At 33.7% G+C, this 14,935-nt stretch carries 13 protein-coding genes; 2 read left to right on the top strand and 11 right to left on the bottom strand.

From position 1 onward, the window contains the following. Positions 1–910: 910 nt before the first annotated feature. Together QHG34_RS14755 and QHG34_RS14750 are read left to right on the top strand one after the other, a co-directional pair. Positions 911–3,343: a hypothetical protein gene (locus QHG34_RS14755; protein WP_282630996.1), complete on the top strand. Its 2,433-nt coding sequence runs from the start codon at positions 911–913 to the stop codon at positions 3,341–3,343. A gap of 15 nt (positions 3,344–3,358) precedes the next feature. Then, positions 3,359–3,862, top strand: coding sequence for a hypothetical protein (locus tag QHG34_RS14750; RefSeq protein ID WP_282630995.1), 504 nt, complete (start codon positions 3,359–3,361; stop codon positions 3,860–3,862). Positions 3,863–4,093: 231 nt separating this feature from the next. Here the strand turns inward: QHG34_RS14750 and istB are convergent, their stop codons facing one another. The 11 genes from istB to QHG34_RS14695 all read right to left on the bottom strand — a co-directional run bounded on the left by istB (position 4,094) and on the right by QHG34_RS14695 (position 14,929). Continuing rightward, entirely contained in the window at positions 4,094–4,855 is a 762-nt protein-coding gene (gene istB, locus QHG34_RS14745; RefSeq protein WP_282630994.1) for an IS21-like element helper ATPase IstB, read from the bottom strand. Positions 4,856–4,877: 22 nt separating this feature from the next. Further along, a complete protein-coding gene (locus QHG34_RS14740) occupies positions 4,878–5,351 on the bottom strand; it encodes a hypothetical protein (protein WP_407080918.1) in 474 nt (157 codons plus the stop codon). Between the two features lie 38 nt (positions 5,352–5,389). Then, entirely contained in the window at positions 5,390–6,403 is a 1,014-nt protein-coding gene (gene istA, locus QHG34_RS14735; RefSeq protein WP_282630992.1) for an IS21 family transposase, read from the bottom strand. 483 nt (positions 6,404–6,886) lie between these two features. Then, entirely contained in the window at positions 6,887–7,534 is a 648-nt protein-coding gene (gene pdeM / locus QHG34_RS14730) for a ligase-associated DNA damage response endonuclease PdeM (protein WP_282630991.1), read from the bottom strand. After that, positions 7,531–9,993 (bottom strand): ligase-associated DNA damage response DEXH box helicase, encoded by a 2,463-nt coding sequence (locus tag QHG34_RS14725; protein ID WP_282630990.1) that lies wholly within the window; start codon positions 9,991–9,993, stop codon positions 7,531–7,533. Before QHG34_RS14725 ends, pdeM begins: the two co-directional genes overlap by 4 nt. Beyond that, positions 9,990–11,570 carry an ATP-dependent DNA ligase gene (locus tag QHG34_RS14720; protein WP_282630989.1) on the bottom strand — a complete coding sequence of 527 codons (1,581 nt, stop codon included), beginning with the start codon at positions 11,568–11,570 and terminating at the stop codon, positions 9,990–9,992. Before QHG34_RS14720 ends, QHG34_RS14725 begins: the two co-directional genes overlap by 4 nt. 143 nt (positions 11,571–11,713) lie before the next feature. Next, positions 11,714–12,724 carry a ligase-associated DNA damage response exonuclease gene (locus QHG34_RS14715; RefSeq protein ID WP_282630988.1) on the bottom strand — a complete coding sequence of 337 codons (1,011 nt, stop codon included), beginning with the start codon at positions 12,722–12,724 and terminating at the stop codon, positions 11,714–11,716. A gap of 1 nt (position 12,725) precedes the next feature. Continuing rightward, positions 12,726–13,721, bottom strand: coding sequence for an SDR family NAD(P)-dependent oxidoreductase (locus tag QHG34_RS14710; RefSeq protein WP_282630987.1), 996 nt, complete (start codon positions 13,719–13,721; stop codon positions 12,726–12,728). Positions 13,722–13,798: 77 nt separating this feature from the next. Beyond that, on the bottom strand, positions 13,799–14,050 hold the full coding sequence (locus tag QHG34_RS14705) for a GlsB/YeaQ/YmgE family stress response membrane protein (protein WP_221856907.1): 252 nt from the start codon (positions 14,048–14,050) through the stop codon (positions 13,799–13,801). Positions 14,051–14,176: 126 nt separating this feature from the next. Continuing rightward, positions 14,177–14,605, bottom strand: a complete 429-nt coding sequence (locus QHG34_RS14700; protein WP_282630986.1) for a pyridoxamine 5'-phosphate oxidase family protein — start codon at positions 14,603–14,605, stop codon at positions 14,177–14,179. A 90-nt stretch (positions 14,606–14,695) separates the two neighbouring features. After that, on the bottom strand, positions 14,696–14,929 hold the full coding sequence (locus QHG34_RS14695; protein WP_038330331.1) for a hypothetical protein: 234 nt from the start codon (positions 14,927–14,929) through the stop codon (positions 14,696–14,698). Positions 14,930–14,935: the final 6 nt, after the last annotated feature.

Below are 14,935 nucleotides of genomic sequence, written 5' to 3'. Positions count from 1 at the left end.
AAATTGCTCTGTTTCATAATTATCCCTAAGTTAATAAACTATATTTTTAAACGGTCCGGTTTTTAGGGAAGATTACATAGGATAATTACTATCTAAATTAAAATATTTGAACAACTATTAAAAAAATAGAAGGTTTGTTCGATTTATTAAGAATTTTTTTATGAATGAGAAATTATTGTATAAAAAGTGCAAATCAATATATTTTTTTGAGTTGACTTAATCGATTTAATTTCTTGCAATTTTAATATTTTATGGTTTTTATTGTTCATTTATTATTTTGAAGAAAAGAATGTATATATTTATATATTGCGATTACGCAATCTGCTTGTCTAACTTAAAAATACGCTCTCCTTCATTGTTTATTTTGTTAATTAATATTTCTACTGCCAACTAAAGATTTATTAATTAAACAACTACTATAAACATGAAAAATATTGTCCCTAATTTATTTCTGTTCCTATCTCTATGCTTATTTAATTGGGTATACGGGCAAGGAACATGCAATTCTCCGGTTACCTGGACGACAAATAATTTTACAGCAGTAAATGCGCTTACCGTTAATTCTTCACAAGTTATAGGGGATCAATTCTCAAATAAAAACAGGTTAACAGACACAGATTTAACAAATGCAGCAACCTGGACATCAGTACTGATTAATCCAACAGCATTTATTGAGGTTCAAAATAACTCTATTAATTATCCTGCCGGAACTTATGCAGGAGTTGTTTTATCTGAAACAAGTGCAGTTGCTTTATCAACAACATACCGAGTTGAAACTTATTTAAATACAGTCGCGACTGGTGACTATATAGAGGTTACCGTACCTATCTCAGCAGTTTCTGCTTCCAATAGAAACCTTGGAGTAACTTCAACTAAACCGTTTAATAAAATAAGGGTTACAGTCACAACATTGGGTATAACAGTAACAGATATTAACTATGTTTATACCATCACATCATGTGCAACTCCGCAGACTTTAGTCTGTAATACAAGTACACGAATTATAGAGAATAATTTTGCCGCTGTCGTTAATTATGAGTACAATAAAACAGGAACAAGCGGTCTGACAGTAGGCAACATTACAAACATTGGAAACATTGTCAATAGCGATACAACAGATTTTGCTACAATGTCTTTAGGGGTTGCAGTAGGTGCTTCAGCTCAAGTATCGATAAAAGATTTGAATAAAACATATGATGCAGGATCTTTTGCTGGATTTGAGATTTCAAACACCAATCTACTCAATTTAGATTTATTAAACGGAACAAAAATCGTCACTTATTTGAATGGTGTTTTACAAGAAACATCGAATAGCAATACCTTACTCGTTAGTTTATCTTTATTAGGAGGTGCTAACAGGGCTGAAGTAGGATTCACGACAACTAAATCATTTAATGAGGTTCAATATGTACAGACAAATCTGCTAGGACATAATGTATTTGGATCAACCCAGATTTATAATTTGGTGGTAAAAAGTAATTGTAACGGACCAGCGCCCTCTTGTAATGTAGATACTAGAATTATAGCTCCTACTTATCCAGCAATTGTCCAACAAATTCGTACAGGTACGGGAGGAGTGACTGTTGCTTCAATAAGTAATTCAAATAATGTTATGAATAGTGACATAAATGATTATGCTTCAATTAATGTAACTGCTTCTGTAGCAAGCACAGCATCCTTATCTGTAGCGACAAGTGGTCAGCAATTTAATGCAGGATATTTTGCAGGATTTGAAATTTCGAATGCAAATTTGTTAAATGTTAATCTATTAGGTGGGATTTCAATCAGAACTTATTTAAATGGAGTAGAGCAAGAAACATCAAATTCAAATTCGTTATTATTAAATGTAGGCGTTTTAGGCAGTGCGCCACGCAGTGTTGTCGGTTTTGTTACAACAAAACCATTTGATGAGGTTCAGTTTAGAATGTCAACATTATTGAGTGTTGATCTGTTAGGTGAGACAAGAATTTATAATATGATTGTCAAACAATTTTGTGAAGGAGCAGCATTTGCGTGTAATACGAATACATTAATAGGGAAAAATCAATATCCAGTTAGTATTGGTAATAATACAGGGGTAACAGGTATTGCAACAGTCGGTAATATTGTAGATATTGACCATATTTTAGATAACAATCCTTTAACATATGCTAGCATTAATATTCCAGTGGGAGCACTTAGTACAGCGACAATTGCTATACACAAACAATTGACACCTTTTAGCGTAGGAGCATATGTTTCTTTTGATGTTGAATTTACAAGTTTAATTAATGTAGCTGTTTTGCCTAAATTAAAACTTCGTTTATTAAGGAATAATGCACAAGTAGGGATTATAGAAGGAAGCAATTTCCTTTTGGGTGCAAATGTCGCGACAAATATTCGAAAAACATTAGGGTTCAAGGCACCTGCTGCATTTGATGAAATACAATTAATTTATGAACAACCAGTAGGTATTTCATTAGGAACCGTTAAAATATACGATTTATACATTATGAATCCATGTCAAAATCCTATTGACTGTAGCACTAATCAGCCTATTGAAAACACACCTAATCATCCAGTAGTCATAAATCAATTTAAAACAGGACCAGAAGGACTCGCTTGTGCTCTGTGTGGAGTTGACAACGCTCAAAACTTAATTACTCCATCAGCTACGGATTATACAACTTTAAACATGAATGTTGGAGCTGGAGGAACAGTAGGAATAAGTGTTTTAGATTTAACAAACAAATATCCGAGTGGTACCTACGTAGGATTTACAATAGAAGATGTTCCTTATCTTCTTCAGGCAGACGTTTTAGAAGGATTCTTTGTCAAAACGTATCTAAATGGTGTTTTACAAGAGGTAGCAAATGATGCAAGTTTACTTGATTTATCGATCATATTATCAATTGGAACAGGAAAAAGAAATTATGGATTCCGAGCAACTAAACCATTTGATGAAATTAAATTTGAAGTTTTTTCTTTAATAAGTGCTTTCAACAATATTAAAGTATTCAATCTTAAAATAGATGCAAGCAACCCAACCGCTAATGATGGAAATCTAATTTGTCAAAATAATATATGTGTTAAACAAGGCGATTTTTCAACTGCAGGAATACCATCCACAAGTGTAGGAATATCTTCTTTAGCTTCTCCAAGATCAACATGGCCAGCCGATGTTCCAAATGGATTTATTGTGTTAGAATCAAAGAATAAAGGTCTGGTAATTTCTAGAGTTTCTAGCTCTACAAATGTTCTTCAACCACAGGAAGGAATGTTAATTTATGACACTAGTGCAAGCTGTATCAAATTATATAACGGAACAACTTGGAAATGTATTTCAAAATCTTGTAATGAATAAATAACTGTTATAATTATGAAAAATCTTGTTTATATCATATTAATCTTAAGTAGCTTTTCTTATGCTCAAATTGCTGTAGGAAAAACAAACGTTGTTGGATCAAACACATTATTAGATTTTGATCAAAGCTCAACAAATTCAAAAGGCATTATTTTACCTGCTGTAACCAATACTACAAATGTATCACCTACTAACGGAACATTTGTCTTTGACATTAATACAAAAAAAGTACGTATGGTTGAAAATAATGTATGGAAAGATCTCAGCGATATAGGAAATACATCAAACCTTATTTCAAATACATCCAATGATATAGGAAACGGAGTTATTATTGGAGCCGAAACCTCTGTCGCAACAGGCATTTTAGTCTTAGAATCAACAGATAAAGCTATGATTTTACCTAAAATATCAAATCCTCATTTAACCGTCAAAAGTCCTTATACAGGAATGATATGTTATGATACCGTCAGTAAAACACTTGCTATATTTGATGGAACAAATTGGAACTATTGGAAATAAGCGTTAAATATGTTTTTAATTATTTGGCTCAATGAAATACTTTTTACTTGAGCCAAATAATTAAAAAAAAACTTTTTTTTGTGAAATTTTCAATGTATTTGAATGTTTAAAATATCATTTGTTCTTCATTTGTAAATTCTGATGAAAGTGACCAGTGTATTCTGGTTTAAAATGACCAGTGAAAATGAAGTGTAAAAACACGGTCAAAAAGTAGTTACTAAAGTACTAAAATTATGGAGTTATTATTTCATTTTTAGATTTCTTTTCGCTGATTGCATTTTTCTTTCGAAGTGATTCTCCTTTAAGGTCTATTCTTAGGGAGTTGTGTACCATTCTATCAAGTATAGCATCTGCAACAGTTTGTTCACCAATAACCTCATGCCAAGCACTAACAGGAAGTTGAGAAGCAATAATTGTTGATCGTTTTCCATGTCTGTCTTCGATTATTTCCATAAAAAAATCTCGTTTGTGATTATCTAAAGTTTGTAATCCGAAGTCGTCCAGAATAATAAGGTCTTGCTTTTCTATTCGGTCTATTTCTTTATGATAAGAGCCATCTGCTTTAGCCATTTTTAGTTTTGAAAATAATTTACCTGCACTAAAATACATGACTTTATACCCTTTCATACAAGCTTTGTAGCCGATTGCAGAGGCTATAAAACTCTTTCCAACACCTGTTGAACCAGTGACTAAAATATTCTGTTTTTGTCCAATAAAATCACAAGAAGAAAGTCGTGCAATCGTATTTTTATCAAGATTTCGGGTTGTACTTGCGGTAATTTCTTCCATGTACGCTTTGTAACGGAATTTTGCAGTGTTTATCAATCGTTCAACCTTTCTGTTTTCTTTGTCATCGAACTCAGAATCGATTAAAAAGGCGATTAATTCGTCATTAGTATAAGTTGTACTTCCAAGTTCTAAAGTACTTGTAAAAGCTCTATGCATACCATAAAGCTTCATTTGTTTCATTTTGTCTAAGGTGTTCTGATTCATGTTGTTTTAAATTTTTATTTGATTATTCATAGTATTTACCACCTCTAATATTACGGTGTTTAGGAAGTTTTTTTTCTTGAACAAAATCCCCTTCATAGAACTGATCTAGTCCTTTGTCTAAAATATCTTTGATGGTTTTGTAATTATATCTTCCGTAATCTGAAGCTCGTTTACACGCATTCTCTAAACGTATTTCACCTATTTTTTTAGCTAACGATAAAATACCGATACATGATTTATAAGACTGTTCGGGATGATGTTTTTTCTCAAGAACTTTAGCAATATAATGCTCTGTATGTTCACCAATATTCTGAGCCCAACTAATAAATCGATTAGGATTCCATTCAGATATATAGTGATAAGAAGAAGGCATGTGATTTTTCTGTGTACTGTAACCATATTTAGCATAAATACGCTCATGTAAAGCGATTCGTCTTTCATTATGGTAAATTTCAACCATGTTTTTACTGTACATGATCAGTACTTTTTTTCCGATATAGGTAAAGGGAACACTATAACAATGTTTGTCTTTTGTTAAATAGACATGACTATTTTTTTGAACGGTCCACGGCTAAAATCTTTGGGTTGATAGTGTATTTTAGGCAGAGGAATCAGCTCTGAGCGCTCTATTTCTTCAAAAACTGCTCGACGTGAGATTTTTTCTTTTTTTAAAGGTTGATTATTATGGATTTCTAAAAGTTCGAAAATAGCTTCGTTTAAGCTTTTTAAATCAAAAAACTGTTTGTTACGTAAAGGAGCAAAAATTCTTGTATAAGTGATTCTCACTGCATTTTCAACTAAAGCTTTATCTTTGGGATGATACGCTCTGGTGGGAAGAATGGTTGTGTTATGGTAAAGTGCAAAATCTTGAAGACTATCAGCTATTTCAGGTTCATAACGATGACTTTTCTTTACCGCTGATTTTAGATTATCTGGAATTATGGCAGCAGGAACACCACCATAAAAAGCCAAGGTATTGACTAAACTCCCAATAAAATCTTCTTTCTTTTGACTCAATGTAGCTTCTACATACGTTAATCTACTAGACCCTAGGATACTTACAAAAACTTCAACTTCTTGTATTTCGCCTGTATTTCGGTCTATAATAGAAAGTTTTTTACCTGTATAATCCACAAACATTTTGTCACCAACCTTGTGTTCCATGTGGTAAGAAGGTGTAATACGTAAACTCCATGTACGATAATGATGACAAAATTGAGCATAAGAATAACCTTCAGGATATTTTTCTTTGTACTCTTGCCAAATTAAATATCGAGTTACTCCTGTCTTTTTAAGCTCTTTGGATACATAAGGAAAGAAGTTTTTCGCAACACTTTCTCGACTATCAGGTAAGAGTTCTCGTGTTTCAAAAAGATCTTCTACTTCTTCTACACTTAAATCCGATAATTCTTCAAAAGTTAATTGATACGCATGAAATAACCCAATATACTTACGTACTGTATTGCGAGAAAGTCCTAAGCGATTACTAATACTTAATTTACTTTCTCCTTTGCTGTAAAGTCGTAATAATTGTTTGATTTGCAACATATCTATCTTGTTGTTTGCTATTTTTGTTTTTAGCTAAACTAACTTTTTGATATGTTTTTACAGCCCAATTTTTAGGTGGTCATTTTTACCAGAATCATATGGTCAAGTTAAACCAGAATCAGGTGATCAATTTCGCCAGAATTGGGTGGTCAATTTTACCAGATTCTCCAACTTCTCTACCTTCACTTAATATCACGCCTTCTCGAGGATCAGCTTCACATTGATTCCCTTCATATACCTGTGAAGTATTAAATCCCTTTTCAAATGCTCTATCATATAATTCATTTAAAAGGTTCTCAATTTCTTGAGAATTGAAATTTATATGTTCTTCTTTTATAACTTATTAATTTAGAATTTAACATTACTGAAATTTAAACAAGTTAATGGCAAATTATTTATGATTATATTTTTTTCAGTATAAAGTGTTTAAAATAAAATATCTATGTTAAAAATAGTATTGCTAATGAAACAAATTAAAGAAACTTATATAATATAAATCTCATCTTTGGTAAAAAAATAATAGCTTGAATTTTTGGGATGATTATTTGTATCCATACCTGTAAACGAACTAAAAGCTGGTAAAATTAGTTGGAAATCAGTCACAATATAACACGGAAATTTAACAAATCTCACAACTGGAGTTTTCATTCTAATTCCTGGATGAAGATGTCCCGAAATCACAAATTTTTCTTGCGATTCCACTTTTTCATGGGAAAAAATGAAATTCTCTTCTTCGTAAATTTCATAAACTTCTGTAACACCCATGTCAATCAATTTTTCCTTTGATATTCTATCGTGGTTACCTTTTATTAGGATAATTTTTAAATTAGAAAATTGAGATTTCCATTTAGCAAATAGCTTAAATTCAGAATTTTTTCCTGCATGAACAAAATCACCTACAACTATCATTTTTTTAGGTTGGAAGTGAAAGATTAAATCTGACAAACGTTTCAAATCGTTATCGATAATTTCGGTTGGTAAAGCGATGCCGTTTTTTCTGAAATAAGCAGTTTTTCCTAAATGTAGATCCGATAAAACCAAGGTTTCTGCTTCTTGCCAAAACAACGCCCGTTGATTTGTTAAAACTAAATTTTGTTGCTTAACATTGATTGTCTTTTCTGCTAAAATCATTTCCGTTTTGCTTTTTTCTTCAAATTTGCCTCTTGCATTTTCCTAATTCTCGTACTCAAATCTTCGCTCGAAAGTGATTGTCTCAAACTGTCTACTTTTATCGGAAAGCTTAAAGGTGTAAATCGATTCGATTTTACATAAATGATTTTACTTTCACTAATGCGATCAAAGGCTGTGTTTAATCGTTGTTCTTCCAATTGCTGGTTAAAAACTTCCGTGTATGCCTGTCTTAACAATAAATTTTGCGCGTCATAATCTTCCAAAACAGAAAATATAATTCCCGATGAAGCCTGCAAAGATTTGTTATTAACTTGTCTTCCGGGCATCGTTTGGACAACCATTCCAGAAATCACAGCAATATCTCTAAATTTTCTTCGTGCCATTTCAGTCGCATTTACACTGCTAATAACGTCTTGCATTAGGTTTACTTTGGAAAGAATTTGATTCAATTCCGTATCCTTCAATTGTATTTCTCTGTCCGAAAAAAGTTCAAACCCATAGTCGTTCATCGCCATCGAAAAGCTGATAGCATACAATTTAGAAATTCGATATGCCAATAAAGCTGCCATCACTTCATGCACCAATCTCCCTTCAAAAGGGTAAAAAAACAAATGATAACCTTCTCCCGTTTTGATGTGCTCTACTAGAAATTCATCTTCTTTCGGAATGTGCGAATTTTCATTCTGATTCACCAACAAGGGATGCAAAAATCGAAGTTCTTTTTCACGAGCGTTTGGTGAAAGTGATTCAGCTAATTTTTTACGTAAAAAAAAGCTTAAATTAGATGACAAAGGCAATCTACCTCCGAGCCAACTAGGAGTTATCGCTTTACCACTCGACAATTTTACAAAAACTGTCATTTCTTTCAGCATAGCGAATTCTAAAACACGTCCTGCCAAGACAAATTTATCACCTTTCCTCAGTTTAGTAATATAATATTCTTCAATCATCCCAATATAACCACCCGACAAAAACTTCACTCGTAACATCGAATCGCTTACAATAGCTCCAATATTCATGCGGTGCAACATGCCTATTTTTCTTTTTTCAACAACTAGTTTTCCATCTTCTTGTTTCACCACTTTATGAAATTCTTCGTAATTCTCACCTGTTTTTCCGCCTTGAGTGATAAAATATATACACCATTGCCATTCCTCTTCCGTTATTTCAGAAAAAGCATAGGTATTTTTGATAATGGGATAAATTTCTTTGGGATAAAAACCACCGCCCAAAGCCAAAGTAACGAGAAATTGCACCAAAACATCGTAAGCCAAAACGAAAGGTTCCCTGCTTTCAATCACTTTATTTTTAACGGCTTCTTTTAACGCTGAAGCTTCAATCAATTCTAAGGAATGAGTGGGAACAAAGTAAATTTTTGAGGTTTCAAAAGGAGAGTGTCCGCTTCGTCCTGCTCTTTGCATAAATCGTGCAACGCCTTTACTGGAACCAATTTGAATCACAGTATCTACAGGTTTAAAATCGACACCCAAATCTAAAGAAGATGTACAAACCACCGCCTTTAACAGTCCGGAACTTAAATTTTCTTCTACCCATTGACGCAAATTAGCATCAATGGAACTATGATGCAATGCAATTTGCCCAGCAAAATCGGGATACGCTTCCAATAAAAGCTGATACCACATTTCGCTCTGGCTACGCGTATTGGTAAAAATCAGAGTAGATTTACTTTCTAAAATAATGGGAACTACATCTTGTACCAATTTTCCGCCCAAATGTCCTGCCCAAGGTAAAATTTCTACTTCTGAAGGATAAACGGAGAGAATTTCGATTTTCTTTTGCTCTTTAGCGACCACTTTGGTTCTCTTTTTAGTATTCGGAATCAAAACATCCAAAGCTTGATCCAAATTACCGATGGTTGCCGTAATTCCCCAAATTCTAATGTTTGCTTGCCGAAATTTTAGAACAGCTAAAGCCAATTCTACCATAACGCCACGTTTGGTACTCAACAATTCGTGCCACTCATCAACCACAATTGCTTTGAGATGCGTAAAAAATCTTTCGTTATTTTTTTGAGCCAAAAGAAGATGCAAACTTTCGGGCGTTACCAAAAGAATGTCGGGCATTTTCTTGGTTTGTCGGGCTTTCTTTTGTGCATCGGTGTCGCCATTTCGAACTTCCACCACCCAATCGAGCCCGATTTCATCAATCGCTTCTTGCATGGCTCTCGCCAAATCCTTAGCTAAAGAACGCAGTGGGGTTATCCAAAGGAGTTTCAGACCTTTTCCGTATTTTTCGGGATGATTAAAAAAATCAATAACAACAGCTAAAAAAAGAGAGTAAGTTTTCCCAAAGCCAGTAGGAGCAATAACCATCCCAGAATAGCCATTCGCAAAGCGTTGCCAAGCTTCCTTCTGAAAACCAAAAGCTTCCCTATCCTTGGCTTGCATCCAGTTTTTGATGAGTTGATAGCCGTTGGATTGCTCAAATTTCTCGGTCACGTGATTAATTTTTTAATATCTTCAATATCGTCTATATCCTCCACTTTTTTATCGCGTCGCCAACGTAAAATTCTTGGAAAACGCAATGCCACACCCGATTTATGTCGACTACTAAAACCTATTCCTTCAAAAGCCAACTCAAAAACCAATTCGGGTTTTACCGTTCGTACAGGTCCAAATTTTTCTAACACATTTTTAGAAATAAATTTGCTAACATCTTGTATTTCTTTATCTGTTAAACCAGAATACGCTTTCGCAATCGTGACTAATTTTCCTTCTTTTTTGACGGCAAAAGTATAATCAGTGTAATAACCGCTTCTTCGCCCACTTCCTTTTTGAGCATAAATTAAAACCGCATCAATCGTTAACGGATCGAGTTTCCACTTCCACCAATCACCTTTTTTGCGACCGGTATGATAAGGAGAATGCACATTTTTTAGCATTAAACCTTCACTATTAATTTCTCGAGCATTTTCTCGAATTGCGGGAAGTTGATTCCAATTTTCAAAAATAATTTTTTCTGAAAGATGTACTTTGTCCGAAGGATTGACTTCTAGAATTTGCTCTAATTTTAATCTTCTTTGCATCATCGATTTTTCGCGATAATCATCTTGATCACACTCTAAAACGTCGTACGCATAAACAACAATGGGAATTTCATCCAATATTTTTTTGGTTAAATTTTTACGGTTTAAGCGTTTTTGAAGTTCAGTAAAATTTAAAACTTTCTCATTTTTAAATGCTAAAATCTCACCATCCAAAACAAAATTACCCTTCCACTGAAATAATTCATCTCTAATTTCTGGAAATTGATCAGTCACCAATTCTTCGCCTCTCGACCAAATAAAAACTTCGCCTTCTCGCTTGATAAATTGTCCCCGAATACCATCCCACTTGTATTCTACCAACCAATCTTGCGTTTCGCCCAAATCTTCAATTTCTTTTTCTAACGCATAAGCCAGACAAAACGGATAAGGTTTGGATAAATGGGTCGCAGTATAATCGCCTTTGATCAACTTTTCGAAATCGACTTCTTCTATTATCCAAGTCCCCATAATACTGTGCGTAACGGCATTCGGATCTAAATTATAATATTTTGCAAGCGTATTGATTAAAGTTTTACTGGAAACACCAATTCTGAAACTGCCACCCAAAAGCTTATTGAAAATAAATCGCTCTACATAATCTAAACCGCTCCACGCATCAAGAATGAATTCTTTTTTCTGATCTTCTGTTTTTTCTTTTAGATAAATGATTTTTTGCATCCACTCTGACAAAGAATAGTCAATCGTTTTGGTTGGTGGTGGTAAAATAAGAGAAATGGTTTCCCCTAAATCACCCACGCTGGAATAACTTTCTACAAAAAGCCATTCTGGAATTCCGGCAACTTCCATCGCCCACATTTTCATTAAGGTAGAATTGACATTTCGTTTCGGTTTTCGCCCTGTAAATAGAGCTAGAAACCATAATTTATCATGCGAAGACGCCTTTTGAAGAAACTCGATAATTGCCTCTTGTTTTAAAGAGGTTTTGTTAGTACTGTCGAGCGCATTAATTAAAGTAGCAAAATCGTTCATTGATGACTTAAAAATTTTAAAGCAATTTTAATATTTACTTCTTGTTTTGTTCATATTTCTTATACCGCTTTTCTTTTTTCAAAATGACAATGGTGTATTGTCATTTCGACGACAGGAAAATCTCAAAAAATCTTTATGAAAATCTATTTCTCTTCCTCCATTTCCGTTCTTTCTTCGTCGTCGCCGTATTCAGTTTTTATTTCTTCGGAATAAATACCTATTTCGTTTAAATATTTAGAAAAAATAGCCGTTTGACCATGTGTTACATAAACTTTTTCGGCTTCCGTAGCTTTGATTGCACTTAACAATCCTTGCCAATCTGCATGATCACTAATTGCAAAACCTGCATCTGCACTTCGCCATCTTCTAGCACCACGAATCTGCATCCATCCCGAACAAATGGCAAACGCCATATTAGGTATTTTCTTCATCACTGGATTATCAACCAAAGCGGGTGGCAACAAAATTATTTTTCCATCCAAATGCTTTTTGTCATCACGTAAATCTATTGTTTTGTACTCAGGTAATGTAACACCAACACTTTCGTAAGCCTCATTCAATTTTGCAATGGAATAATGGACATTTAACTCTCCAATACCCTCTAATGCTTTCATAATACGCTGCGATTTCCCTAAAGAATAGCCTATAAAGACCGAAGTTTTTCCTTTCGCTCTATTATGATCTACCCAATCACGCATGTTTTTTTCTTGTTCTGCCACAGAAAGCCAATTGTAAACAGGAAGACCGAAGGTACTTTCGGTAATGAATTCGTGGCATTTTACAGCTTCAAAAGCCGTAGAAAGCCCATCATCTTGCAATTTATAATCTCCAGAAATTACGCTTACATAACCTTTATACTCCATCCTAATTTGTGCTGAGCCGATTATGTGACCTGCAGGATGTAATGAAACTTTAACCCCATTTATAGTTAGTTGTTCGCTATAACCGATACTTTCGCATTCGATATTTCTACCAATTCTTGAAAATAAAATAGGTTTAGTGAAATGATGACACAAATATTTTTTCATTCCACTTCGGGCGTGATCGGCATGTCCATGCGTGATAACTGCTAAATCTACAGGTCGCCAAGGATCAATATAAAACTTACCTGGAATGCAATAAATACCTTTGGATGTGAATTTTAGCAGTTTCAAATTAATTCGTTTTTTTTGATTTATTTTTTAAATGTTTCGCTACAAAAAATCCTGCAGCGAGTACTAGCGATGTTCCGATGATTTTTTGATTTGTTTTTGATGGTACTGGAATAGCCATCTTTCCATAAACAGCATGTGGATCGGTAGAAGGTTGTAAAACATTACCTTCATCAGCCTTTCCTTTTTTCACCTTCATCATCAGCCTTAAAACACCAGTTGCTAAATTGGTAAAGGTTTCTGGAAAAGCTCCATGTGCAAGCTTTAACATAAATGATGTGGCGTCTGGAAAGGTATCATTTTTAGATTTGTTTATTAAATTATATATCACCTTTGCGGTATCTTTAGGATCGGCTGCAAACGGAGGTATTTTAAAATCTAAACCTGAGAATTTAGCGGAATGCATATTTCCTGTAGATTGTTGAACTTGTGGATAAACGTTGCAAATATGAATTTCGGGATACACACTATATTCACTTTGTAAACCACTCATCAACCCTTTTATTCCTGTTTTAGTTGCCGAATATACCGAACTAAATGGAGCTGGCATATATCCTCCAATGGAAACATTATTAATTAAAATGCCTTGATTTTGTTCTTTAAAAACGGGTAAAATGTAGTACGCTCCGTGCATATACCCCATTAAATTGGTTTTGATTACTTGTTCGTTTATGTCCATAGGAATTTCCTCAAATTTTCCGCTTGCCATAACACCTGCATTATTCACCCACACATCTATGCGTCCAAATTCTTTCAGAGCAAATTCAACTAAATCTTTTACTTCATTTGCATTAGAAACATCAATTGATTTATAAATCGCTTTTCCACCGAAAGCATTGCATTCTGAAACCGCCTTTTCTAAACCTTCTACACCTCGTGCTGCCAAAACCAATTGATATCCATTTTGAGCAAATAAGTGTGCTGTAGCTAAGCCAACACCACTAGAAGCGCCAGTAATTACCACTGTTTTAGTAATTAAATCAATGACTGTATTTTTCATAATTATAAATAGTAATATTAAACAAAAAGTCTCAGAGCTCTGAGACTTTACAGTATTTTAATCGTTAATTAGACAGTCTATTTTTTCGAAATCATTCTATACACTGCTAGACATAAAACTGCTCCAGCAATTGCAACTAAAAAACTAGAAATATTAAATCCGCTTACATCGACACCTAAAAGCATCGATCCAAGCCACCCACCGACAACAGCACCTAAAATCCCAATAATTATTGTTACTATCCAACCACCTGGATCGTTACCAGGGTGTATTGCTTTTGCTATTGCTCCGGCTATAAGGCCGAAAATAATCCATGTTAGAATTCCCATAATGTGTGATTTTTAAATATTAATAAATTGTGTTAAAAAAAATATTTCAAATGCAATGCCATAAATAGTTTGTTTCTGCATTTTTCTTTAATTAATTAACATTGTAGAAGACAATAATTTATTCTTTTACAGTTTCAGTTCTCCTTCAATTCCTCCGTCTTCAATTGTATTTCCTGTAACGGCGGCAAAAAGCATTTTCGACATGGCAATAAACTTATTGTCTTTGGTTTCGTAATAATACCCATCGTTTGGCGAAACTTTTATTAGACTGATATTAGGATCGTCTTTTCCATCAAACCAAGCATTTGCAAAATTGGTCCAGTATTTATCAATTAAAGTTTTATCTTTTGAAACACTGGCTTTTCCTTTAATAAAGATGTATTCGTATTTAGAATTATTCATAAAATACAGTTCTACATTAGGATTGGCTTCAATTTCATCATTTTTCAGTGAATGAACATCACTCAAAAACCAGAGGTTACCAGCCTCATCTACTTCTTGAAGAGCCATTGGTCTACTTGTAGTATTACCGCCAATATTGGTGGTAAAAAGCAAGTTCGGGCAGTTTCAGCAATAGATTTTATCTTTTCAATGGCTTTATTTCCGCTCAAATTTTCTGTCGGTGACTGTGCATTTCCCATAATTTTATTTTTTTATTTCTGAATTGTGATTAAAACAATTTTTCTCCTCATTGATATGAAAAGTAAAATTTGTACAAACTATAATGTCATTGCTATCAAAATGTTTTACAATGCCATTTTTTTCCATCGTTACAACCCAACACGAATTTTGATGCATACCATAATCAATTATAAAAATAGTATGACCTCTACCAATAGGGGTATCAACAAGTATTGTAGGACTAAGTTGTAATATCATTCGTCT

Origin of the sequence: Empedobacter sedimenti, assembly GCF_030005555.1 — a bacterium.
Taxonomy (GTDB): Bacteria; Bacteroidota; Bacteroidia; order Flavobacteriales; family Weeksellaceae; genus Empedobacter; species Empedobacter sedimenti.
This window is presented reverse-complemented; position numbering and strand designations above follow the sequence as displayed.

Bases quoted from the DNA above. Each gene is read 5' to 3' on its own strand.
- QHG34_RS14750 (WP_282630995.1), top strand. From the start codon at position 3,359: ATGAAAAATCTTGTTTATATCATATTAATCTTAAGTAGCTTTTCTTAT.
- istB (WP_282630994.1), bottom strand. From the start codon at position 4,855: ATGAATCAGAACACCTTAGACAAAATGAAACAAATGAAGCTTTATGGT.
- istA (WP_282630992.1), bottom strand. From the start codon at position 6,403: ATGTTGCAAATCAAACAATTATTACGACTTTACAGCAAAGGAGAAAGT.
- pdeM (WP_282630991.1), bottom strand. From the start codon at position 7,534: ATGATTTTAGCAGAAAAGACAATCAATGTTAAGCAACAAAATTTAGTT.
- QHG34_RS14720 (WP_282630989.1), bottom strand. From the start codon at position 11,570: ATGAACGATTTTGCTACTTTAATTAATGCGCTCGACAGTACTAACAAA.
- QHG34_RS14710 (WP_282630987.1), bottom strand. From the start codon at position 13,721: ATGAAAAATACAGTCATTGATTTAATTACTAAAACAGTGGTAATTACT.
- QHG34_RS14705 (WP_221856907.1), bottom strand. From the start codon at position 14,050: ATGGGAATTCTAACATGGATTATTTTCGGCCTTATAGCCGGAGCAATA.
- QHG34_RS14695 (WP_038330331.1), bottom strand. From the start codon at position 14,929: ATGATATTACAACTTAGTCCTACAATACTTGTTGATACCCCTATTGGT.